The organism is Pseudonocardia sp. P-1 (assembly GCF_058111925.1).
Genome location: NZ_CM176614.1, coordinates 1,157,991 through 1,178,588 on the forward strand (window position 1 = coordinate 1,157,991; position 20,598 = coordinate 1,178,588).

The window sequence follows — 20,598 nt, forward strand, 5'->3', positions numbered from 1 at the left end:
GCCCTCGCCGCCCCGGTGCTCCCCCACGGCCCGCGTGGGTGGCGACCGGCCGCCGCGCCGGGACGCCCGGTCGCCGGGCCGCTACGGTCGGTGCGTGAGCTTCCCCGAGCCCGGCGCGGTGTGGCGCCCCGCCGCAACCACCGAGCGCGCCGTGACCTCCCCGACCGGCTCGTGGACCCGGTTCGCCGCACCCGGCGCGGAGGTCGGCGGAAGGTTCGGGCTGTTCGAGTCGTGGATCCCGGCGGACTCCCCGGGCGCGCTGCCGCACCTGCACACCGGGTTCACCGAGAGCTTCTACGTCCTCGACGGCGCACTGCGGGTCATGACCGGCGACACCTGGACCGAGGCCGGGCCGGGCGACCTGGTGCACGTCCCGCACCGGGGGGTGCACGCGTTCCGCACCGGCCCGGACAGCGACGCGCGGTTCCTCATCCTGTTCGTGCCCGGCGCACCGCGGGAGCGCTACTTCCGGGGGCTGGCGGAGTTCGCGGCGCGGGCGACGCCGCCGTCGGCGGAGGAGGTCGACGCGTTCGCGCTGACCTGCGACCAGGTCAACCTGCGCGACCACCCCGGCTTCACCACGCCGCTCAGCTGACCAGACCCGCCCGGAACGCCAGCGCGACGAGCTGCACCCGGTCACGCGACTGCGTCTTGGCGAGCAGGTGCCCGATGTGGGTCTTCACCGTCGCCTCGGAGACGACGAGGTCGGCCCGGATCTCGGCGTTGGACCGGCCGTTGCCGACGAGGACGAGCACCTCCCGCTCCCGCGGGGTCAGGTCGGCGAGCGCGGCGACGGCGTCCACCGACGGCTCCGCGGCGGCCGGCTCGGGCGCGGTGAGCAGCGGCCGGGTGGCGCGCAGCAGCCGCCGGGTGGAGACGGGGTCGACGACCGAGTCGCCGCGGTGCACGGTGCGGACGGCCTCGATGAGGTCCTGCGGGGACACGTCCTTGAGCAGGAAGCCGCTGGCACCGGCGGCGATGGCCTCGGTGACGGACTCGTCGAGGTCGAAGGTGGTGAGCACCAGGACCCGCACCCCGGGGTGCTCGGCGACGACCCGGCGGGTGGCGGCGATGCCGTCGAGGCGGGGCATCCGCACGTCCATCAGCACGACGTCGACCTCGGTGCGGCCCAGCTCGGCGAGCGCGGCCTCGCCGTCACCGGCCTGGGCGACGACGGCGAGGTCGTCGCACGAGTCGAGCACCATCGCGAAGCCGGTGCGGACCAGCTCCTGGTCGTCGACGAGCATCAGTCGTACGGGGTTCACCGTTCTCCTCGGGCCGGGGGTGTGAGGGGCAGGCGCAGCCGGACCGTCCAGCCGCCGTCGGCGCGCCGTCCGGCCTCGACCGAGCCGCCGTGCAGGGCGGCGCGCTCCCGCATGCCGGTCAGGCCGTGCCCGCCGCGCGGCGGGGTGGGGACGGGGCCGCGGGCGCCCTCGTCGTGGACGCGCACGGTCAGCTCGTCGGTGGTCCACCGCAGCTCGACGTGGGTGGGCACGCCGGTCCCCGCGTGCTTGATGACGTTGGTCAGCGACTCCTGCACGATCCGGTAGACGGTCAGGCCGGGACCGGTCGGGAGCTCCCGCGGGGTGCCGACGGTCCGCAGGTCCACCGGCAGCCCGCCGGTGCGGACCTGCTCGACGAGTGCGGGGACGTCGCCGGCGCCGGGCTGCGGACGCGCCGGGTCGGTGTCGGAGTCGTCGTCCGGGCCGGTGTCGCGCAGCATCGACAGCAGGCCGCGGACGTCGGACAGCGCGGACCGGCCCGTCGACGCGATGCCGGAGAGCACCTCGACGGCCTTCGCCGGGTCGCGCTGCGCGGCGAACTGGCCGCCGTCGGCCTGGGCGATGATCCCGGACAACGAGTGGGCGACGACGTCGTGCACCTCGCGGGAGATCCGCGACCGCTCGGCCAGCAGCTCGAGACGGACCTCCTGGCGGCGGCTCTCCTCCAGCAGCCGGTTGCGTTCGCGCAGGTCCAGGGTGCGGCGGTGGGCGGCACGGCGCAGCGACCCGAGCAGCCACACCAGCAGCGGGACCGTCGCCATCGCGCCGAACAGGGCCAGTACCACCAGCGGGGTCATGTCCGGGGAGGCGAACAGCGCCGCGGGACCGCGCGCCACGAACGGTCCGAACACCCCGACCGTGAGCACGACCAGCGCCAGCCAGCCGGCCCAGCGGGGCCCGTAGGCCACGGCCGAGTACCCCATGACCAGCGACGGCAGCAGGAACGCGGCCATCGTGCCGGGCAGCGCGAAGGAGCAGACCAGCGCGACGACCGCGGTCGCGATCGCGGCGGGCATCGGGTACACGCGGCGCAGCGGCACCGGAAGTGCCGCCAGCACCGAGACGACGAGCGCCTCGATCCGCATGTCCGAGCGGACACCCTTGCCCTCGAGGGTCCAGCTGACCGCGACCCAGATGAGCAGCGCGGCCAGCACGGCGTCGACGACGACGGGGTTGCGCCGCCCGAGGGCGACGGCCCGCTCGACGAGCGTGGGCGCCTCCGACGGGCTCGACCGGAGTGCGGGCAGCCGGCGCAGGGAGTCCCGCATCCGTGTCGCGATGCTCATCGCGCCTCCTCCCGCACCGGGTCCGATGATCCCCGGTACCCGATCGTGTCGGGCGCGCGGCCCGTCGTGCCGTTCTGCATGTCCCGAGCCTCCCGCGCCGCGGACCCGCCGGGCATCGGAGCGGGGTCCGATCCCCGGTCTCCGACCGTGGGCGGAGAACCGGCCGCGCGCACGGAGACGCTGTGCACCAGCGCCTCCAGCGGACCGCGCCCGACGAGCCCGCGCCAGGCCCACGCGGAGGCCACGGCCAGGACCGCGACCAGCGCCGTCGCCGCCCACGGCGCGGTCTGCGGCCACCCGCCGAGCGAGGCGAGCAGCGCGATGTGCCCGGCGTAGAGGGTCAGCGCGAGCGCTCCGGTCGCCGTGAGCGGGGCGAGCAGACGGCCCCCGTACCGGGCGGTGAGCAGACACAGGCCGAGCACGGCGACGGCGACCCCGGCCGCCCCGACGACGTCGAACGGGCTGCCGCTGTGCGGGGTCGCGGCGAGCAGCCAGGCGGGTGTGGTGGTGGCGACCGTGCCCAGGGCGCTGCCACCGAGCAGCTGCAGCGCGAGCTCGGCGGGCACACCGAGCCGGTCGGCGACGGGCGCGACCGACGCGAGGAGCGCGTCGCGGCCGCCCAGGACGTCCAGCGCCAGCCAGGACCCGCCGTAGCCGAGCACCGCACCGGCGGCCCCGCCGGCGACCAGCCGGGTGCCCGCCGTACGCAGGTCGAGCCGGCCGACCGCCATCCCGAGCAGCAGGAACGGCATCCAGGTCAGGACCGGGTAGGCACCGCTGAGCAGCACCGTGTCGAGCGCGTGCACGAGCCCGGCGGGCGAGGTGAGGTCGGACAGGTGCACGGTCGCGCCGAGCACCGTCCGCCCGTCGGCGTCGGCCGGGGACCCGAACCGGGCGCGCAGCACCCAGGACAGCAGCGGCCCGGCGACCGCCCCGACCGCGGCGGCGACCGCCAGCGCCCGGGCCGGGGCGAACAGCACCGGCAGGAGCAGCCAGAACAGCACCCCGTAGACGACGAGGATGACCATCGGCCCGCTGCTGACCTCGGCCAGGAGCAGCCCGAGGACCACCAGGAGCAGTCCGCGGACCGCGATCCGGCGACGCAGCCACACCCGGTTCCGCGCGGACGGCGCGGCGAGGACGGGCGCGGCCATCAGGGCCGGCGACACCCCGCCGAGCACCGCGAACAGCACCGCCGCGCGCCCGTTCACCGCCTGGACCAGCCAGGACGACCCCGCGGCGACGGCGACGTGCGCGACGATCATGCCGAGCACGGCGAGGCCGCGGGCGGCGTCGACACCGGCCACCCGGGCGCGCCCGGGACGGTGCCGGCCGGGACGGTGCCGGCCGCGCGGCCACGACCCGCTGTGCGGTCCGGCGGGTGGTTTCGACGGTGGGACGGGGGCCCGGTCTGTGGTGGTCATGCGGCAACGGTGCGGGCCGGGGCGGCCCGGGCGCGTCGGAGCGGGGAACGATCTGCGCTGTCCGACCACGGTCCTAGGGCCGCCCTCGTGGGCGACCCCTCCTCCGTGATGGTCGTCGCGCCCGGTCACGGTGCGCCGGCTGCACCTGCAGGCCCTGCGCACGCCGCGGGCACACCGCCGTCCCGCGGGAACAAGTGCCGGCGGCGGGCCGAGTCGCCCGCCGCCGCACGTCCGTCGACCCTCCGGACTCAGGATCCTGATGGGGTCGTGGTGCCGCGGCCGCCGGTGCTGCCGCTGTCGACGCCGGTCCTGTTGTCGCCGTCCCTGCCGCCGCCGTCCCTGCCGCGGCTGTCGACGTTGCCCGCCTGCGGGGTGCCGGTCGACGGGCCGCCGCTGCCCGCGCCCTCGTCCGGCCCGGTGCCGGTCGCGTCCGGGGCACCGTTCCCGGTACCCGGGCCGGATCCCGACCCCGATCCCGGTGCGGTGCCCGGACCCGAGGTGGGACCGGATCCCGCCGTGGGCTCGGGACCCGGCGCGGTGCCGGGTCCCGCGCCGCCGTCGGAGGGCTGACCCGCGCCGGAGCCGCCGGGGTCCGACGGGTTCGTGCCCGCACCGGGTGTGACGGGCCCGCCCGGGTCCGAACCGCCCGGTGGGGTGCCGGGCGCCCCCGGGGGCGCACCCCCGGCCGGGGCGCCGGGCTCTGCCGGGACGGTCCCGGAACCGCCGGGCGCCGGAGCGACCGGGCTACCCGGGCCGCCCGGGGCCGCAGGGCCGCCCGGGGCCGGTGCATCCGGTGCCGGCGGAGCGGCGGGTGCCGACGGGGTACGGCCGACGCCCGGCGCCGGGCGCGGTGCCGTGGGATCGGCCCGCCGCTCCCCGGGCCCGCGGACGGGTCCGGGCGGGACGCGCGGTCGGTGTCCGGGTCGGTGCGGCGCGGCTCCGGCGACACGGCCCGGTCGCGCTCCGCGGCCCCGGAGGAGCCCTCGGGCACCGGGACGAGAGGAGCCGGGGCCCCCGGGAGGCCGGCGGTCACCCCGTCCGGGCGGGTCACCGCCGTCGGGTCGGTCGCGCCGGGCCAGCCTGCGCCGTCGCTCTGCTGGGAGGCCAGGGCGACCGCGCCCGCGGCCGCACCGGCGGCCGCGAGCAGCGACCCGACCAGCACCACGGCCGTGAGCCGGGGGATCGGGCGCGGCGTGACCGCGGGGACACCGTGCAGGGTCGGGTCGGGGCCGGTCGTGGGCGGCCGGGGCGGGATCGCGTCGGGGGCCGGGACGGCCGTCGCCACGGTCGCGCCCGTCCCGGTGCCGTCCGGCGCGGCGGCCGCCGATGCCTCGCTCCCGGTCGACGGGATCGGGTCCGGGTCGGCGGGCACCGTCGTCCCGCTGTCCGGTCCCGTGGAACCGCTGCCCGATCCCGTGGAACCGCTGCCCGATCCGGTGGAGCAGCTGTCCGGCGCCGTCGGCCGGCCGGCCGGCGTGGGGGAACCGCTGTCCGGCACCGGGGGATCCGTCGTCGCGGCGCCCGGGGGCGCACCGTCCGGCACGACAGCACCCGACGGCTCCACGTCCGGATCCGGCGCCTGCGGGCCCGGGTCGACGGACCCCGGCGCGGTAGCCGGGTGGGCCGGCGTCGGCACGGCCGACACCGCCACGGCGGACGCCGGGTCGTCGGCGTCGGGTGCGAGGGCGTCCGGCGCTGCGGCGTCCGGCGCCGGGCCTGCCGGAGCGAAGGTCGCCGGGTCCGGGGTTGCCGGGGCCGGCGTTGCGGCGCCCGGGGCCGCGGACACCGGGTCGGCAGGGGCCGGAGCACCGGGCACCGCCCGGGGTCGCGTCCCTCCCGCCCCGAAGGCCTCGATGCCCGGAGGAGCGGGCTCGTCCGCGGGCGGTGCGACGGGTGGCGCCACCCCCAGGAACGGCGAGGTCGGCCGCAGCGGGGGCCGCGGAGGCGGCGGCCGGGGCGGTCGGCGCGCGGGCCGTCCCGCTGGGTCTCCGGTGGCGGGGTCGGCGCCGGTGTCTCGACGCCTCACCGCCCCTGCGTCGTCCGCGACCTCACCATCGGTGTGGTCGGCGTCCCCCTGCCCCGACACGAGGCCCCCTCTCCGCATGGCGTGCGCGCGATTGTCGAGCCCCCGGACACCGCACTCCAGGCACCGCGGCGGACGTGCACCCGTCCGGGGGCAGGGACCGCACGGCCGGGTGACTGCGTCCGGACGGGTCCGCCGGCCTCGGACCGTCGGTGCGCCTCCTGCGACGCACAGTGATCGGTAAGGGTGGCCTTCGCCTCGGATGCGCGTCCGGAGCGCGCGATACCGCCGGTTACAGGTACGTTCGGTCACGATTCAGTGGGCCGTCCGGGTGAGTCCGGACTGCTCGTCGCGGTGAGGAGGGGAGGTCGGGTGTCCGTGGCCGACCGGCGAGTGACCGTCCCGCACCACGGTGCGGACCGGTCGACGACGACCGCCGACCCCCTGCGCGAGGCCCTGCGGTCCCGTCACGACCGCGCCGCGACCGACGTGCGCGCCGCGGGACGCAGCGGCGACATGCCCGCGCTGCTGGACGCGACCCGTCGCGTCCAGCAGGTCCTCACCACCGCCCGTCGCGACCTCGGCCCGGACGACGCCGACACGCTCGTCGCCGAGGGGAGCCTCGCCGTCGCGCTGCTGCTGGGCTACGACCACGCCGGCGGGCTGGAGATCGCCACCCGCAACCTCGCCGCCCGCGAGGCGCTGCTGGGCCCGGACCACCCGGCGTCGCTCGCGGCCGCCGACGCCCTGGCCGCGGCCCACCGGGTGACCGGCGACGCCGAGGAGGCGGTCCGCCGGCACGAGGACGTGATCACCCGGCGGGCGCGGGTGCTCGGCGGGTCCCACCCCTGCACGATCGCGTCCCGGGCCGCGCTGGCGCTCGCCCGTGCCGAGACCGGCGACCTGCGCGGCGCGGCCGGCCTGCTCGCCGCGACGCTCGAGATCGCCGAGCGGGTGCTCGGCGCCGGGCACGCGGTGACCGACGACGTGCGGGAGCTGCTCACCGACTGCCGCGCCGCGGCCGACTCCGCGGGACACGCGACGGCACCCGCCACCGCGACCACCGGGGAGCCCGGCGTGCGACCGGACGCGGTGCCCGCCGTGCGGCCCGCCGGGGAACCCGCCGACGGGGCCGAGCCGCCCACGGGCGTCCTGCCGCGGATGCGCCCGCCGTCCGGGGAGCCCGAGCCCACGACCGGCGTCCTCCCGCGGATGCGCCGTCCGCAGGAGGACGACGAGCCCACGACCGGGATCCTCCCCCGGACCCCCGACCCGCGCGAGGAGACCCTCCCGCTGTTCTTCGACCGGCCCTCCGGCCCGCTGCCCGTGGTGCGCTGACCCGGCCCGACGGCACGGACCCGCCGGCGGAGATTGACCATGGGGGCCGGTGTCGTCATGGTGGGCGGTGTCCGACACCGGTGTCGGCGACCAGGAGGTGGACCGGCCCGTGGGCAGGATGGACGACCGGACGGTGCTCGTCACCGGGGCCGGGCGCGGCATCGGCCGCGCCACCGCACTGCGGCTCGCCGGGGAGGGCGCCCGGGTCGCGGTGACCGACCTCGACGGTGACACCGCCGCCGCGACCGCCGCGGAGCTGGGCGGGGCCGGGACCGCGTACGCCCTCGACGTCGCCGACCCCGACGCCGTGCGCGACACCGTCGAGCGGGTCCGCGGCGACCTCGGCCGGATCGACGTGCTGATCAACAACGCCGGCTGGGACAAGGTCGGCGCGTTCGTCGACTCCGACCCGGCCGACTGGGACCGGATCGTGCGGATCAACCTGTTCGGGGTGCTGCACACCGCGCACGCCGTCGTCCCGCACCTGATCGCGCAGGGCTCCGGGACGGTGGTGAACCTCGCCTCCGAGGCGGGCCGCGTCGGGTCCAGCGGCGAGGCGGTCTACTCCGCCGCCAAGGGCGGGGTCATCGCGTTCACCAAGACCCTCGCCCGCGAGGTCGCCCGGCACGGTGTCAACGTCAACTGCGTGTGCCCCGGGCCCACCGACACGGCGCTGTTCGCCGACGTCGTCGAGGGGAACGACCGGCTGCGCGACGCCCTGGTGAAGGCGATCCCGTTCCGCCGCCTGGCCCGCCCCGAGGACGTCGCCGCCGCCGTCGCCTTCCTCGCCTCCCCCGACGCCGACTACCTCACCGGGCAGACCGTCAGCGTCAGCGGCGGCCTGTCCATGCTCTGACCGCAGCCCCCGGGAGGACCCCCATGACCCTCGACCCGAGCTCCTACACCCAGCTGCGGTTCGAGCGCCGCGACGACGGCGTCCTGCTCATCACCATCGACAACCCGGCGAAGTACAACGCCGCCGACGAGGTCCTGCACGGCGAGCTCGCGCGGGTCTGGCGGGACGTGTCGTCCGACGCCGCCACCCGGGTCGCGGTGATCACCGGGGCCGGGAGGGCGTTCTCCGCGGGCGGGGACCTCGGCATGGTCGAGCGGATGGCAGGCGACCACGAGCGCGTCGCACACATGCTCCGGGAGATGTCCGACCTGGTCTGGAACATCATCGACTGCGAGAAGCCGGTCGTGTCGGCGATCAACGGGGTCGCCGTCGGGGCCGGGGTGGTCGTCGCGCTGCTCGCCGACATCGCGATCGCCGCCGAGGACGCGAAGCTGGGCGACGGCCACGTGAGGCTCGGCGTCGCCGCCGGGGACCACGCCGCGATCATCTGGCCGCTGCTGGCCGGCATGGCGAAGGCCCGCTACTACCTGCTGACCGGCGAGATGGTCACCGGCGCCGAGGCCGAGCGGCTCGGGATGGTCGCCAAGGCGGTGCCGCGCGAGCGGGTCCTCGACGAGGCACTGCGGGTCGCGCACGCCCTGGGCACCGGCTCCCAGCAGGCCATCCGGCTCACCAAGCGGGCACTGAACTCGTGGCTGCGCAGCGCCGGACCGGCCTTCGAGCAGTCCGCCGCCTACGAGATGTTGACCTTCATGGGCCCCGACGTGGTGGAGGGCGCCGCCGCGCTGCGCGAGAAGCGTCCCCCGAACTTCCCCTCGGCACGGGGCTGACCCTGGGGCAGGCTGGGTGCACGCGCGTCCCACCACACGCCAGGAGTACCACCGTGACCCTCACCGGATCGCCCGCGGAGACACCGCCCACCGACCCGGCAGACCGCCCGGCCGTGCACGCCCTGCACGACCGGCTCGCCGCCGCGGTCCGCCCCGCCGCCGTCGCCACCCGGGCGATCGACCGGCTCCGGATGGCGCACGACGCGTCGCACTTCGCCCGCACCCCGGCCGCGGTGGTGACGGCGTCGAGCGCCGCCGAGGTCGCCGCGCTGTTCCGCGCCGCGGGCGGGGTGCCGGTGACCTTCCGCTCCGGCGGGACGAGCCTGTCCGGCCAGGCCGTCACCGACGGCGTCCTCGTCGACGTCCGCCGCCACTTCCGCGGCATCGAGATCGAGGACGACGGCGCCCGGGTGCGGGTCGGGCCGGGCGCGACGGTGCGCTCGGTCAACACCCGCCTGGCCCGGTACGGCCGGATGCTCGGCCCGGACCCGGCCAGCGAGGTCGCCTGCACCCTCGGCGGGGTCGTCGCGAACAACTCCTCGGGCATGGCCTGCGGCACCGCCGCGAACAGCTACGCGCTGCTGGACTCCGTCGAGCTCGTCCTGCCCTCGGGCACCACCCTGGACACCGGTGCCCCCGGCGCCGACGACGAGCTGCGCGCCCGCGAGCCCCGGCTGTGGGCGGGTCTGGCGCGGCTGCGCGACCGGCTCCGCGGCGACGCGGCGCTGCGCACCGAGATCGAGCGCCAGTTCTCCCTGAAGAACACCATGGGCTACGGCCTGAACTCCTTCCTCGACCACCACGACCCGGTGCAGATCCTGGCCCGGCTGCTCGTCGGCTCGGAGGGGACGCTGGCGTTCCTCGCCTCGATCACCATGCGCACCGTCCCGGTGCTCGCCCACACCCGCACCGGGCTGCTGGTGTTCGACGACCTCGCCGCCGCCAACCGCGCGCTGCCCGGCCTGGTGGACTCCGGCGCCGCGACGATCGAGCTGCTGGACGCCACGTCGCTGCGGGTCGGACAGGGCGACACCGACGCCGACCCGCGGCTGCGGGCACTGACCGTCGACGAGCACGCCGCGTTCCTCGTGGAGTACCGCGGGCACACCGTCGAGGAGGTCACCCAGCTCGCCGGGGACGCCTCCGGGCTGATCTCCGGGCTGCCGCTGCGGGGCCCGCGGGAGCTGTCCGCGGACCCGGTCGCGAAGGCTGGGCTGTGGAAGCTGCGCAAGGCGCTCTACGCCAAGGTCGCGGGCGCCCGCCCGCCGGGCACCGCGGCGCTGCTGGAGGACGTCGCCGTCCCCGTCCCGGATCTGCTCGCGACCTGCGAGGGCCTCATCGCGCTGTTCGCGAAGCACGACTACGACCACGCCGTGATCTTCGGGCACGCCAAGGACGGCAACGTCCACTTCATGCTCACCGAGGACCTCGACGACTCGGGCACGGCGGGCGGCCGGGACCGCTTCGGCCGGTTCACCGACGACATGGTCGACCTCGTGCTGGCCCACGGCGGGACGCTCAAGGCCGAGCACGGCACCGGCCGGATGATGTCGCCGTTCGTCCGCCGCCAGTACGGCGACGAGCTCTACGAGGTCATGCAGGAGATCAAGCGGCTCTGCGACCCGCAGGGGATCCTCTCCCCCGGCGTCGTCCTCGACGACGACCCGACCGCGCACCTGGCCGGACTCAAGTCCGCCCCGGCCGTCGAGTCCGAGGTGGACCGCTGCGTGGAGTGCGGGTTCTGCGAGCCGGTCTGCCCCAGCCGTGACCTGACCACCACCCCGCGGCAGCGGATCGTGCTGCGCCGCGAGATGGCCGCCGCCCGGGCCGCGGGCGACGAGGCCCTGCTCGCCGAGCTGGAGGCCGACTACGCCTACGACGGCGTCGACACCTGCGCCGTCGACGGCATGTGCGGCACCGCCTGCCCGGTCCTGATCAACACCGGCGACCTGGTGCGACGGCTGCGCGGCGAACGCGACCACGGCGCCGCGGGCGCGGGCTGGACCCTCGCGGCGAAGCACTGGGGCGCCACCACCCGGGCCGCCGGGCTGGCGCTCACCCTCGCGCGGGCCGTACCCGGCGCCGCGCCCGTCTCGGCCGCGCTGCGCCGGGTCGCCGACCCCGAGCAGGTCCCGCAGTGGAGCCCCGACCTGCCCCGCGGCGGCGGGAACCGGGTCCCCGGCGGGCTCGTGTCCACCGACGCCGACCTCGTCCTGTTCTCCTCCTGTACCGGCGCCATGTTCGGTTCGGCGGGCACCGGCGCGGGCGAGGCGTTCGCCCGGCTCTGCGCGCGGGCGGGCCTGCGGGCGAGCGCACCCGCGGGCCTGGGGTCGCTGTGCTGCGGCACGCCGTGGAAGTCCAAGGGGCTCACCGACGGCGCCGCCGCGATGGCCGAGCGGGTCCTGCCCGCGCTGTGGACGACGACCCGCGCCGGGGCGGTCCCGGTGGTGTCCGACGCGTCGTCGTGCACCGAGGGGTTGCGGGTGATGGTCGCGTCCGGCCCCGAGCGCTACCGCGGCCTGCGGGTCCTCGACGCCGTCGAGTTCACCGCCGACCGGATCCTGCCCGCGCTCACCGTGCCCGCCCGGCTGGCCCGGCTCGTGCTGCACCCGACCTGCTCGGCCACCCAGCTCGGCCTGCTCGACCCGCTGCGGCGCCTGGCCGGGGCCGTCGCCGACGACGTCGTCGTCCCCGACTCGTGGAGCTGCTGCGGGTTCGCCGGGGACCGCGGGATGCTGCACCCGGAGCTGACCGCTGCGGCCACCGCACCGCAGGCCTGGGAGCTCGCCGGGGTCGACGCCGACGCCCACGCCTCCTGCAACCGGACCTGCGAGCTCGGCATGAGCCGCGCTACCGGGCGTGACTACGAGCACGTCCTGGAGGTGCTCGAACGGGTGACGAGATGAGCGATTTTCGTGATCCTGACGCCTCTTTTTCGGTCAAGTCCTTGTTTAGACCCCCCGGGACCGGGGATGAATGTCCGTGATGCGCGTTCCGTCGGGGGTGACGCGCACCCGGAAGGAGTCCGAGACCGTGACCGTGGTGACAGGTGGGGCCGCGGCGAACGCCGTGATGGCGGTCGTCCGGGTCGAGGCACCCGCGGGCGTCGAGGCGGACGTCGTGGAGGCCGAGCTGACCCGCGCCCTGTACACACACCGCAAGCGTCCGATGACCGTCGAGCTGTCCCTGGCCGACGGCACCGGCCCCTGGCCGCGGAGCGGACCCGCCCGGTACGCCTTCGTCGCCGTGCTGACCATGTCCGGGTGCTCCGAGCCGGAGCGGCTCGCCGCACGCATCGAGAAGACGGCCCGCAAGGCGATCCGGCGCCGTTTCGGCCGTCCGGCCACCGCGGAGGTCCGCACCGGGATCTCGGGCGCCGAGGCGGGCGCCTACTGGTTCAGCGTGCGGGGCACGCCGCACCGGCAGTTCTGACCACGGCGGGGGCGCGGCGTGAGACGCGACACCGCTGTTTCCGTTCGGGCGCGTCCGTGCCGCATCCTGTGTGCCGCCGCCGGCCCGGGCGGGAGCCGACGAGACGGGGAACGACCACCGTGCTGACCATCCTCACCGCCGAGAACGGCGGTTGACCGCCGCCGCACCGCCTCCCGTCGTGGAGGCCGGCCCGAAGGGTCTCCGCACCGGAGCGCTGGGCCTGTGGGGCAACACCGTCATCGGGCTCGGCGCCACCGCACCGGCCTACAGCCTGGCCGCGACGCTCGGCTACGTCGTCCTCGCCGTCGGCGAGAAGGCGCCCGCGATGTTCCTCGTCGCGTTCGTGCCGATGCTGTTCGTCGCCGTCGCCTACCGCGAGCTGAACCGCGCCGTGCCCGACTGCGGGACGACGTTCACCTGGGGCACCAAGGCCTTCGGGCCGTGGGTCGGGTGGATGGGCGGCTGGGGCGTCGCGGTGTCGGCGATCATCGTGCTGGCCAACGTCGCCGAGATCGCCGCCGTGTACACCCTGCGCGCGCTCGGGTTCGTCGCCGCCGCGGAGAACACGCTGGTCAAGGTCGGCGTCGGGGTGCTGTTCATCCTGGTCATGACCTGGGTCAGCCACCGCGGGATCGTGCTGTCCGAGCGGTTCCAGAACGCGCTGATCGTCTTCCAGATCGTGGTGCTCGCCGTCCTGGCCGCCGGGGCGCTGTGGCTCGTGTACTCCGGCGACGCCGGCCCGCAGGCCGTGCTGCCGAGCTGGAGCTGGTTCGACCCGACCGGGATCTCCGGCTCCGCCGCCGCGCAGGCGCTGATCCTCTGCATCTTCGTCTACTGGGGCTGGGACGCCTGTCTGGCCGTCGGCGAGGAGACCCGCGGCTCGACCAGCACCCCGGGCCGGGCCGCGCTGCTGGCCACCGTGATCCTGCTGGCGATCTACGTCGTCGTCGCGGTCGCGCTGCAGTCCTACGCAGGGTTCGGCGACACCGGGATCGGCCTGGCGAACCCCGAGCACTCCGAGGACGTGCTCACCCTGCTCGGCGCCCCGATGGGCGGCTCGGTGCTCACCGCGGTGCTGCTGCTGACCGTCGCGGTGTCGGCGGCGTCGTCGACCCAGACCACGATCCTGCCCACCGCGCGCGGCGCGCTGGCGATGGCCGTCTACGGGGCGGTCCCGCGCCGCTTCGGCAGCGTCCACCCCCGCTACGCGACGCCCGGGTTCGCCACCGTCGTCATGGGGCTGTCCGCGGTGCTGTTCTACCTGGTGCTGGGGCTGGTCAGCTCCGACGCGCTGCTCGACACCGTCGCCTCGCTCGGCCTGGCCGTGGCGTTCTACTACGGCATCACCGCCTTCGCCTGCGTCTGGTACTTCCGGCGCACCCTGCTCCGCTCGCCACGCGACCTGCTGCTGCGCGGTCTGCTGCCGCTGCTCGGCGGCGTGGTCATGGTGTGGGCGTTCGTGCAGAGCTCGGTCGACATGCTCGACCCGGCCTACGGCGAGACCTCCTTCGGTCCGGTCGGCGGGGTGTTCGTGATCGGCGTCGGCATGATCGCGCTCGGTGTACCGCTGATGCTGGCCTGCGCGGTGCGGCTGCGGCCGTTCTTCCGCGGCGAGACCCTCGACGAGGACACCCCGGTGCTCGTCCCGGAGACGGGTGAGCCGCCCTACGGCGGTTCCTAGGCCGCACGGGGTGCGGCGGCCCGGGCGGAGGGACGATGATCGGGCCGGTGAACGCCCGCATCCTGCTCGTCGAGGACGACCGCACGATCGGTGACGTCCTGCGCGGCAGCCTGACCGGGCACGGCTACGACGTCCGGTGGGAGCAGGCGGGCGGCCCGGCGCTCGCGGCGGCCGGGCACACCCCGTTCGACCTCGTCCTGCTCGACCTCGGGCTGCCCGACCTCGACGGCGTCGAGGTGTGCCGTCGGCTGCGCACGCTGCGCCCCGACGCGGTGCTGGTCGTGCTGACCGCCCGGACCGCGGAGATGGACGTGGTACTCGGCCTGGAGGCCGGCGCCGACGACTACCTGACCAAGCCGGTACGCCTGGCCGAGCTGCTCGCCCGGATCCGGGCGCACCTGCGGCGCGCCGGCGGCGACCGCACCGGGGACGTGCTGGAGGTCGGGGACCTGCGCGTCGACACCGGGGCGCGCCGCGCCACCGTCGCCGGGCGGGAGCTGGTCCTGCGCACCCGCGAGTTCGACCTGCTCGCCCGGCTCGCGACCGACCCGGGCACCGCGCTGAGCCGCGAGGTGCTGATGACCGACGTGTGGGACGCGCACTGGTTCGGCTCCACCAAGACCCTCGACGTGCACGTGGCCGCGGTGCGCCGCCACCTCGCCGCGCACGACGGCCCCCGGGTCCCGCTGATCACCACCCTGCGCGGGCACGGGTACCGCCTGGAGCTGCCCGGGGGCCTCCGGTGAGACGCCGCATCGTGCGCCTCACCCTCGTGGCGGTCGGGGTGACGCTGGTGCTGTTCGGGGTCCCGCTGGCCGCCGGGCTGGAGCGCTACACCGTCGCCCAGCAGCGCGAGTCGCTGCAGCGCATCGCGGACTTCGCCGCCCGCTCGGTCTATGACGACGTCGTCCACGACCGGGTCCCGGCCCGGCTGCCCGACGGCCGCGACGACGACACCGCCGTCGCGCTCTACGACTCCGACGGCGACCGCACCACCGGCGACGGCCCGCCGGAGGGCGACGAGGGCGTCGACCGGGTCCTGGACCGGGGTCTGTCGTCGTCCCCGCCGGGGCAGCTCGTCGCGGTGTCCCCGGTGACCGACGGCGACGACGTCGTCGGGGTGGTGCGCGCGGCCCGCCCGAACTCGGCGGTGTGGTCCTCGCTCGTACCGCTCTACCTCGCCATGGTCGCGCTGGCCGGGCTGGTGCTGGTCGCGGTGTGGGCGCTCGCGATGCGCCTGGCCGCGCACCTGTCGGCGCCGCTGGAGTCGATGGCCCGCGACGCGGCCCGGCTCGGCGAGGGCGACTTCGGGGTCCGTCCCGCGCCCACCGGCATCGGGGAGCTCGACCGCGTCGGGTCCGCGCTCGGCCACACCGCGGGCCGCCTCGACGACCTGCTGGCCCGCGAGCGGGCGTTCTCCGCGGAGGCCTCGCACCAGCTGCGGACGCCGCTGGCCGGGCTGCGGCTGCGGCTGGAGTCCGCGCTCGACGACCCGGCGCTGCTCCGGCCCGCGACCGTGGAGGACGGGCTGGCCTCGGTCGACCGGCTGGAGCGCACCATCGACGAGCTGCTGCTGCTCGCCCGCGAACGCAGCCGTGACGCCGTTCCGGTCGACCTCGCCCGGCTCTTCGACGAGGCGCAGGCCGAGTGGGGCGACCGGCTGTCCCGCGCCGGGCGGTCGTTCTCGGTGTCCCGCGACGGCGCCCTGCCCGACCCGCCCGCCTCCGCCGCGGCGGTCCGCCAGATCGTCGCCGCGCTGCTCGACAACGCCGTCCAGCACGGGGCCGGTGCGGTCGCGCTGACCGCGCGGGAGGCCGGGCCGGACGCCGTGGCCGTCGACGTCGCCGACGAGGGGCCCGGGGTGGCCGAGGAGGACCTGTCGGGCAGCGACGGCCGGCGCGGCCTCGGGGTCGCCCTCGCCCGGCGGCTCGCCGAGGCCGAGGGCGGACGGCTCACCGCCCGCCGGTCGCCGTCGGTGGTCACCCTGCTGCTGCCGCTGGAACCGGTCCGGGACGGCCGATCGCTTACCTCCTCCTAACCTCCACCTCATCCCCCGTGGCACACGGGCTCCCTACCGTCGGTACCGGACATGATCGACGACGGTCGGCACCGGGAGGCCCGCATGACCACGACGCCCGACCAGCGGATCCGCGACGCCCTCACCGCCGACCCGGTCCTGCGGACCCTCGGGTTCGACCACCGTTCCGTCGGGTCCGCGCCCCCGCCCGCGGGACCGGGCATCGTGCTCCGCTGGTCCGGGCAGTGGGCGGCGTCGGGTTCGGCGGCGCTCGGTACGGTGGTCGTCGACGTCGTCGGCGTCGACGGACGCACCCGCACGGCGGTGCTGGCCCGGATCGAGGTCGTGCTGTCCGGGCTGCGCGACGGCCCCGTGCGTCGGGTCGGGGCCGGGTCCCCCGCGGACGGTGTCACCGTGCTCGCCGGCACCGGCGAACCCGCCGGCCGGGCCGCGGCCGGCGCGACCGTCGGGTAGCGACCGGTCACCGCCCCCATCCGGTGACGGGCCCGGCGGAACGGACACGACGGCGTATCCGCCCAGGTGGGGGGCCGTCACGGCGATCTTGACCTCGCGTACGGTGCGGCCCATGGCTTCCGACACGAGCAGGCCCACGGACGGCAGCACGGCGACCGGCACCCCGGAGACCGACGACGCGGCCGGCTCCGTCGCGACGGACCGGGCGACCGCCGACGGCCCCGCCACGACCGCCACCGACGCCGCCGACGGCGCGGCCACCGGCACGACGGCCACCGGTTCCACCACGGCGGGTTCCACCACGGCGGGTTCCACCACGGCGGGCTCCACCGCCACCGACGGCACCGCCACCGACGGCACCGCGACCGACGGCACCGCGACCGGCTCCGCCGCGACCGCGGGCGCGGCCACCGACGACTCCGCCACCACCGGCCGCGCCGCCCCCGTGCGCACCGCGGCCGCCACCCCCGCCGGGACCCCGGCCGACACCGCCTCCGGCGGTGGCCTCGCCGGTGCGGGCGCCGTCGTCGCCGCGGGGCTCGGTCTCGCCTCGCTGACCGGCACCTCGGTGGGCGACATGCTGCGCGAGCGCGAGTCGCTCGTCGGGCAGATCCAGGCCGCGACCGGCGGCCCGGGCGACACCATCGAGTCCTTCTACGGCGCGCCCTGGGACGTCGCAGCCGTGGTCAACGGCGTCGTCGCGCTGGTCGCGGTCCTCGTCGGGCTCGTCCTGGTCCTCGGCCCCGCCGCCCGGCCCGCCGCGGGCGCCTGGGTCCGGCCGGTCGCCCTCGGCGGCCTGGTGCTCGGCGTCCTGGGGCTGCTGGTGTCCGGCGGCATGTACCTCGACCTGTTCGCCTCGACGCCGGTGCTCCCGCAGATGCCGGGCATCCCGGGCCTGGGCTGACCCGCCCCGGTCGGTGCCGCGCCGGTCCCCGGACCCACGCGGCACCGACCGGGTCACCCCGTTCACCCGCTCGATCGCTTCCGCTTCCGGTCGCCGCGGTCCCGTCCCTAGGTTCGGCGCAGGTCACCGCCCGGTGGCCCCGTCGCACCCGCCGACCGCGGGCGACCGGGACGAACGCCGTGCCGCTTCGGTCCCCGTTCGCGACGACGCTCGCCGCCGTGGTCCTGCTGCTGGTCACCGGCGGTGTGGCCGCGGCCGGGCCGGCGGCGACGCCCGAACAGCGTGCGGCCACCGCGGTCGAGGTCGCACTGCGCCAGATCGGGCTGCCGTTCGTGTGGGGCGGCAACGGGCCGGAGAACGGCGACCGCGGCTTCGACTGCTCCGGGCTGACCGCGTTCGCCTACGGCAAGGCCGGCGTCGTCCTGCCACGGACCGCGCACGCCCAGTACCGCCGCGGCCCGCGGGTCCCGGCCGGCTCCCCGCTGCGCCCGGGTGACCTGGTCTTCTACGGCACCGTCGACAAGGTCCACCACGTCGGGCTGTTCGTCGGGCAGGACCGGATGGTGAGCGCTCCGACGTTCGGGCTGCCGGTGCAGACCTCCTGGTACCGGTGGCGCGGCGACGACTACCTCGGCGCGACGCGACCGGCGCAGGCCACCGACGGCGTCGGGGACCCGGCGGTCCGGGAGACGCCGGACCCGTCGATCCCGGACGAGCCCTGGTTCGACGCCCCCGCCGCACCGCCGCTGCCCCCGTCACCGACGGCCCCGCGGCAGACCCCGGCGCCCCGCTGACTCCGCCGGTGGCACCGGCGGCGTGGACCGGCGACGCCGGCTACCGCCCGGTCAGGACGTGTCGGCCACCCGAGTGTCGACCGCGACCACGGTGAGACCGAGGCAGGGCACCAGCCTCAGTGCCCGGGCAGCAGGCGCCGCCGGGTCCAGTACCACCACGACCGCGGTCCCGTGGGCACGGGCGCGGTCGGCGGCCGCGCGCAGGATCGTGACCCCGCGCAGCCCGAGGAATCGGACGGCGTTGAGGTCGAGGACGACCCGGCCACCCGCCGCGAGGTCGACGGCGGCGAGCACGCGCACCTCGACCGCGGGTCCGGTGGCGAGGTCGAGGTCGCCGGACACGCCGATGACGACGGTCGCGGCGGGACCGCACCCGACCTCGACCTGCGGGCCGGCGGGAGCGGGGTCGGGCTCGGGGACGAGGAGGAGACGACGGGATGGCGTGGGCGCGGTCATGGGTCCGCCAGGAGGGAGGTGGGGCCGGTCCCGCTGCGGGGACGGTCAGCCCGTGGTGCCGTCGGGGCACTGAGCTGTACCGGACGACCGAACGGCGACGGCTCCGAGGAGGCGTCGCCCGAAGATGCGTCGAGCTGGACCGGGATCGTCACGGTCGACGGGCCCGGCCCGTCACCGTAGCCGTCGCCGACACCGGGTGTCCAGGGTGCGGTCCGCTCCCCGGCGGGCCGGCGCCGCGGCGGGGATACTCACGACGATGCCGACCGCACCGGAGATCCCCCGGGCCGCCGGGCCCCGACCGCCCGCCGGAGCCCGGTGACCGGGCCCGTCGTCGCCCGCCTCTGGCGTCCCGTCCTGCTCGTGGCGCTGGTGGGTGTCGCGGTCGGCGTCGCGGTCGCCGTCGGGGTGCCCTCGGTGGAGCAGCTCCGTGACGGCCTGGCCGGGACCGGATGGGCGGGACCGCTGCTGTGGGCGGCGCTGTACGCCGGGCTGTCGCTCACCCCGGTGCCGGTCAGCCTGCTCGCCGTGCTCGGTGGGGTGCTGTTCGGGTTCGGCGAGGGGCTGCCCGCCACGCTCGCCGGGAAGTTCGTCGGCGCGGCGGTCGGGTTCGCCCTGGCGCGGCGGCTGGGCCGGGACACGGTGCTGCGGCTGGTGGACCGCTCGGGCCGGGGTGCGGAGCGGATGGCGGTGGTCGACGACGTGGTGCGCCGTCGCGGCCTCCTGGCCGTGGTGGGGGTCCGGCTCGCGCCGGTCCTGCCGTACTCGGTGCTGAACCTGCTGTGGGGGCTGACCGCGGTCCGGTTCCGGCACTACCTCCTCGGCACCGTCCTGGGGGTCACCCCGGGGACGACGGCGCTGGTCGCGGTCGGCGCGTTCGGCACCGACCCCGGGTCGCTGCCGTTCCTGGTGTCGGTGGCCGGGCTCGCGGTCGTCGTGCTGACCGGGGTCGTCCTGGCCCGGCGCCGGCCGGTCCGCTCGCGCGCCGACCCGCCCGCGGACGGCTGAGGGCTCAGCCGGGCCCGACCGTCGCGGCGACGGCGCGGTGGTCACCGACGTCGAGCTGCAGCACGGCCGGGTCCCGCCCGGTCAGGCGGCCGAGCGCGATCAGGTGGTCGAGCTGGGCGCGCGGCGTCGCCGCCGGGAACGTCCGCCCGTCGACGAGCCGCCGGCCGCCGGTCACCGTCGCGGGGAGCGAGCCGGGCAGGTTCAGGTCCCCGGCGACGACCACCGGCCCGGGCAGCCGTGCCGTCCAGCGCCGCAGCGCCCGGAGCTGGCGGACCGCCGTCGGCGGGGCGAACGACAGATGGGTCGCCACCACCGTGAGCGTCCCCAGCTCCGCGGCGACGGCGGCGCGCGGCTCGTCGAGGAACCAGGCGAGCCGGGTCCCCCGCCGGGGGCGGGCACCGGCACCGGCAGCCGGGCCCGGCCGGCCTCGAACCCCAGCACGTGCCAGCGGCGCACCGGGAGCCGGGAGAACAGCGCGACGCCGTAGCGCGGCCCGGGCGCGGGGTCGCCGGGACCGCGCAGGACCGGGGGGTCGAGCGGGGTCCACGACGGCAGCGGGTCCGGACGCGGCTCGCCGTGCATGGTCGCGGCGCAGCGCCAGTCCACGGCACCGAGCCCGGCCGCGAGCAGCGACGGCTGGTCGTCGCCCGCCGAGCGGGACTGGCCGGTGTCGACCTCCTGCACCGCGACGACGTCGGCGCCCACCCCGGCGACGGCCGCCCCGAGCGCGGGGCCGGTCAGGTACCGCCCGTCCGCCCCACGTCCGGAGGCGAGGTTCAGCGACGCGACCCGCAC

Annotated in this window: 20 protein-coding genes; 14 read left to right on the top strand and 6 right to left on the bottom strand. The window is 76.9% G+C overall.

From position 1 onward, the window contains the following. Window positions 1–94: 94 nt before the first annotated feature. On the top strand, window positions 95–595 hold the full coding sequence (locus tag AC0GKK_RS05480; protein WP_405418000.1) for a cupin domain-containing protein: 501 nt from the start codon (window positions 95–97) through the stop codon (window positions 593–595). Here AC0GKK_RS05480 and AC0GKK_RS05485 read toward each other — a convergent pair. From AC0GKK_RS05485 to AC0GKK_RS05495, 3 genes are read right to left on the bottom strand one after another with little or no spacing between them, the layout of a single operon-like run. Further along, complete coding sequence (locus tag AC0GKK_RS05485) at window positions 588–1,265, bottom strand: response regulator transcription factor (RefSeq protein WP_224402914.1); 678 nt, start codon at window positions 1,263–1,265, stop codon at window positions 588–590. The genes AC0GKK_RS05480 and AC0GKK_RS05485 overlap by 8 nt on opposite strands. After that, window positions 1,262–2,569, bottom strand: a complete 1,308-nt coding sequence (locus tag AC0GKK_RS05490) for a sensor histidine kinase (RefSeq protein WP_405418003.1) — start codon at window positions 2,567–2,569, stop codon at window positions 1,262–1,264. The genes AC0GKK_RS05485 and AC0GKK_RS05490 overlap by 4 nt, the downstream gene beginning before the upstream one ends. Then, a complete protein-coding gene (locus AC0GKK_RS05495) occupies window positions 2,566–3,993 on the bottom strand; it encodes a DUF418 domain-containing protein (protein ID WP_482637169.1) in 1,428 nt (475 codons plus the stop codon). Before AC0GKK_RS05495 ends, AC0GKK_RS05490 begins: the two co-directional genes overlap by 4 nt. 267 nt (window positions 3,994–4,260) lie before the next feature. Here AC0GKK_RS05495 and AC0GKK_RS05500 point away from each other — a divergent pair, with 267 nt between their 5' ends. From AC0GKK_RS05500 to AC0GKK_RS05555, 12 genes are all read left to right on the top strand, one after another. After that, the gene (locus AC0GKK_RS05500) at window positions 4,261–4,563 is read left to right on the top strand and encodes a hypothetical protein (protein WP_489883295.1); all 303 of its coding nucleotides are present in this window, start codon (window positions 4,261–4,263) and stop codon (window positions 4,561–4,563) included. 1,831 nt (window positions 4,564–6,394) lie between these two features. Further along, a complete protein-coding gene (locus AC0GKK_RS05505) occupies window positions 6,395–7,354 on the top strand; it encodes a tetratricopeptide repeat protein (RefSeq protein ID WP_482637167.1) in 960 nt (319 codons plus the stop codon). 118 nt (window positions 7,355–7,472) lie between these two features. Continuing rightward, the gene (locus tag AC0GKK_RS05510; protein WP_482638692.1) at window positions 7,473–8,210 is read left to right on the top strand and encodes an SDR family NAD(P)-dependent oxidoreductase; all 738 of its coding nucleotides are present in this window, start codon (window positions 7,473–7,475) and stop codon (window positions 8,208–8,210) included. Between the two features lie 23 nt (window positions 8,211–8,233). Continuing rightward, window positions 8,234–9,040, top strand: a complete 807-nt coding sequence (locus AC0GKK_RS05515; protein ID WP_489883296.1) for an enoyl-CoA hydratase/isomerase family protein — start codon at window positions 8,234–8,236, stop codon at window positions 9,038–9,040. A gap of 53 nt (window positions 9,041–9,093) precedes the next feature. Further along, window positions 9,094–11,946, top strand: coding sequence for an FAD-binding and (Fe-S)-binding domain-containing protein (locus tag AC0GKK_RS05520; RefSeq protein WP_489883297.1), 2,853 nt, complete (start codon window positions 9,094–9,096; stop codon window positions 11,944–11,946). A gap of 127 nt (window positions 11,947–12,073) precedes the next feature. Further along, window positions 12,074–12,472 (top strand): hypothetical protein, encoded by a 399-nt coding sequence (locus AC0GKK_RS05525; RefSeq protein WP_476654357.1) that lies wholly within the window; start codon window positions 12,074–12,076, stop codon window positions 12,470–12,472. A gap of 178 nt (window positions 12,473–12,650) precedes the next feature. Next, window positions 12,651–14,153 carry an APC family permease gene (locus AC0GKK_RS05530; RefSeq protein ID WP_405418013.1) on the top strand — a complete coding sequence of 501 codons (1,503 nt, stop codon included), beginning with the start codon at window positions 12,651–12,653 and terminating at the stop codon, window positions 14,151–14,153. A gap of 35 nt (window positions 14,154–14,188) precedes the next feature. Continuing rightward, complete coding sequence (locus AC0GKK_RS05535; RefSeq protein WP_073573943.1) at window positions 14,189–14,899, top strand: response regulator transcription factor; 711 nt, start codon at window positions 14,189–14,191, stop codon at window positions 14,897–14,899. Next, on the top strand, window positions 14,896–16,191 hold the full coding sequence (locus tag AC0GKK_RS05540) for a sensor histidine kinase (RefSeq protein WP_489883298.1): 1,296 nt from the start codon (window positions 14,896–14,898) through the stop codon (window positions 16,189–16,191). Before AC0GKK_RS05535 ends, AC0GKK_RS05540 begins: the two co-directional genes overlap by 4 nt. A gap of 84 nt (window positions 16,192–16,275) precedes the next feature. Continuing rightward, window positions 16,276–16,644: a hypothetical protein gene (locus AC0GKK_RS05545; RefSeq protein WP_489883299.1), complete on the top strand. Its 369-nt coding sequence runs from the start codon at window positions 16,276–16,278 to the stop codon at window positions 16,642–16,644. A 112-nt stretch (window positions 16,645–16,756) separates the two neighbouring features. Then, window positions 16,757–17,548 (top strand): hypothetical protein, encoded by a 792-nt coding sequence (locus tag AC0GKK_RS05550; protein ID WP_489883300.1) that lies wholly within the window; start codon window positions 16,757–16,759, stop codon window positions 17,546–17,548. A gap of 179 nt (window positions 17,549–17,727) precedes the next feature. Next, on the top strand, window positions 17,728–18,342 hold the full coding sequence (locus AC0GKK_RS05555) for a C40 family peptidase (protein ID WP_489883301.1): 615 nt from the start codon (window positions 17,728–17,730) through the stop codon (window positions 18,340–18,342). Window positions 18,343–18,393: 51 nt separating this feature from the next. Here AC0GKK_RS05555 and AC0GKK_RS05560 read toward each other — a convergent pair whose 3' ends face one another. After that, window positions 18,394–18,798: an STAS domain-containing protein gene (locus AC0GKK_RS05560; RefSeq protein WP_489883302.1), complete on the bottom strand. Its 405-nt coding sequence runs from the start codon at window positions 18,796–18,798 to the stop codon at window positions 18,394–18,396. 315 nt (window positions 18,799–19,113) lie between these two features. On the opposite strand from AC0GKK_RS05560, the gene AC0GKK_RS05565 reads away from it, so the two are divergent. Further along, on the top strand, window positions 19,114–19,803 hold the full coding sequence (locus tag AC0GKK_RS05565) for a TVP38/TMEM64 family protein (RefSeq protein WP_251784469.1): 690 nt from the start codon (window positions 19,114–19,116) through the stop codon (window positions 19,801–19,803). Between the two features lie 4 nt (window positions 19,804–19,807). Here AC0GKK_RS05565 and AC0GKK_RS05570 read toward each other — a convergent pair whose 3' ends face one another. Both AC0GKK_RS05570 and AC0GKK_RS05575 read right to left on the bottom strand, forming a co-directional pair. Further along, entirely contained in the window at window positions 19,808–20,026 is a 219-nt protein-coding gene (locus tag AC0GKK_RS05570; protein ID WP_489883303.1) for a hypothetical protein, read from the bottom strand. Further along, the gene (locus AC0GKK_RS05575; protein WP_489883304.1) at window positions 20,005–20,598 is read right to left on the bottom strand and encodes an endonuclease/exonuclease/phosphatase family protein; all 594 of its coding nucleotides are present in this window, start codon (window positions 20,596–20,598) and stop codon (window positions 20,005–20,007) included. The genes AC0GKK_RS05570 and AC0GKK_RS05575 overlap by 22 nt, the downstream gene beginning before the upstream one ends.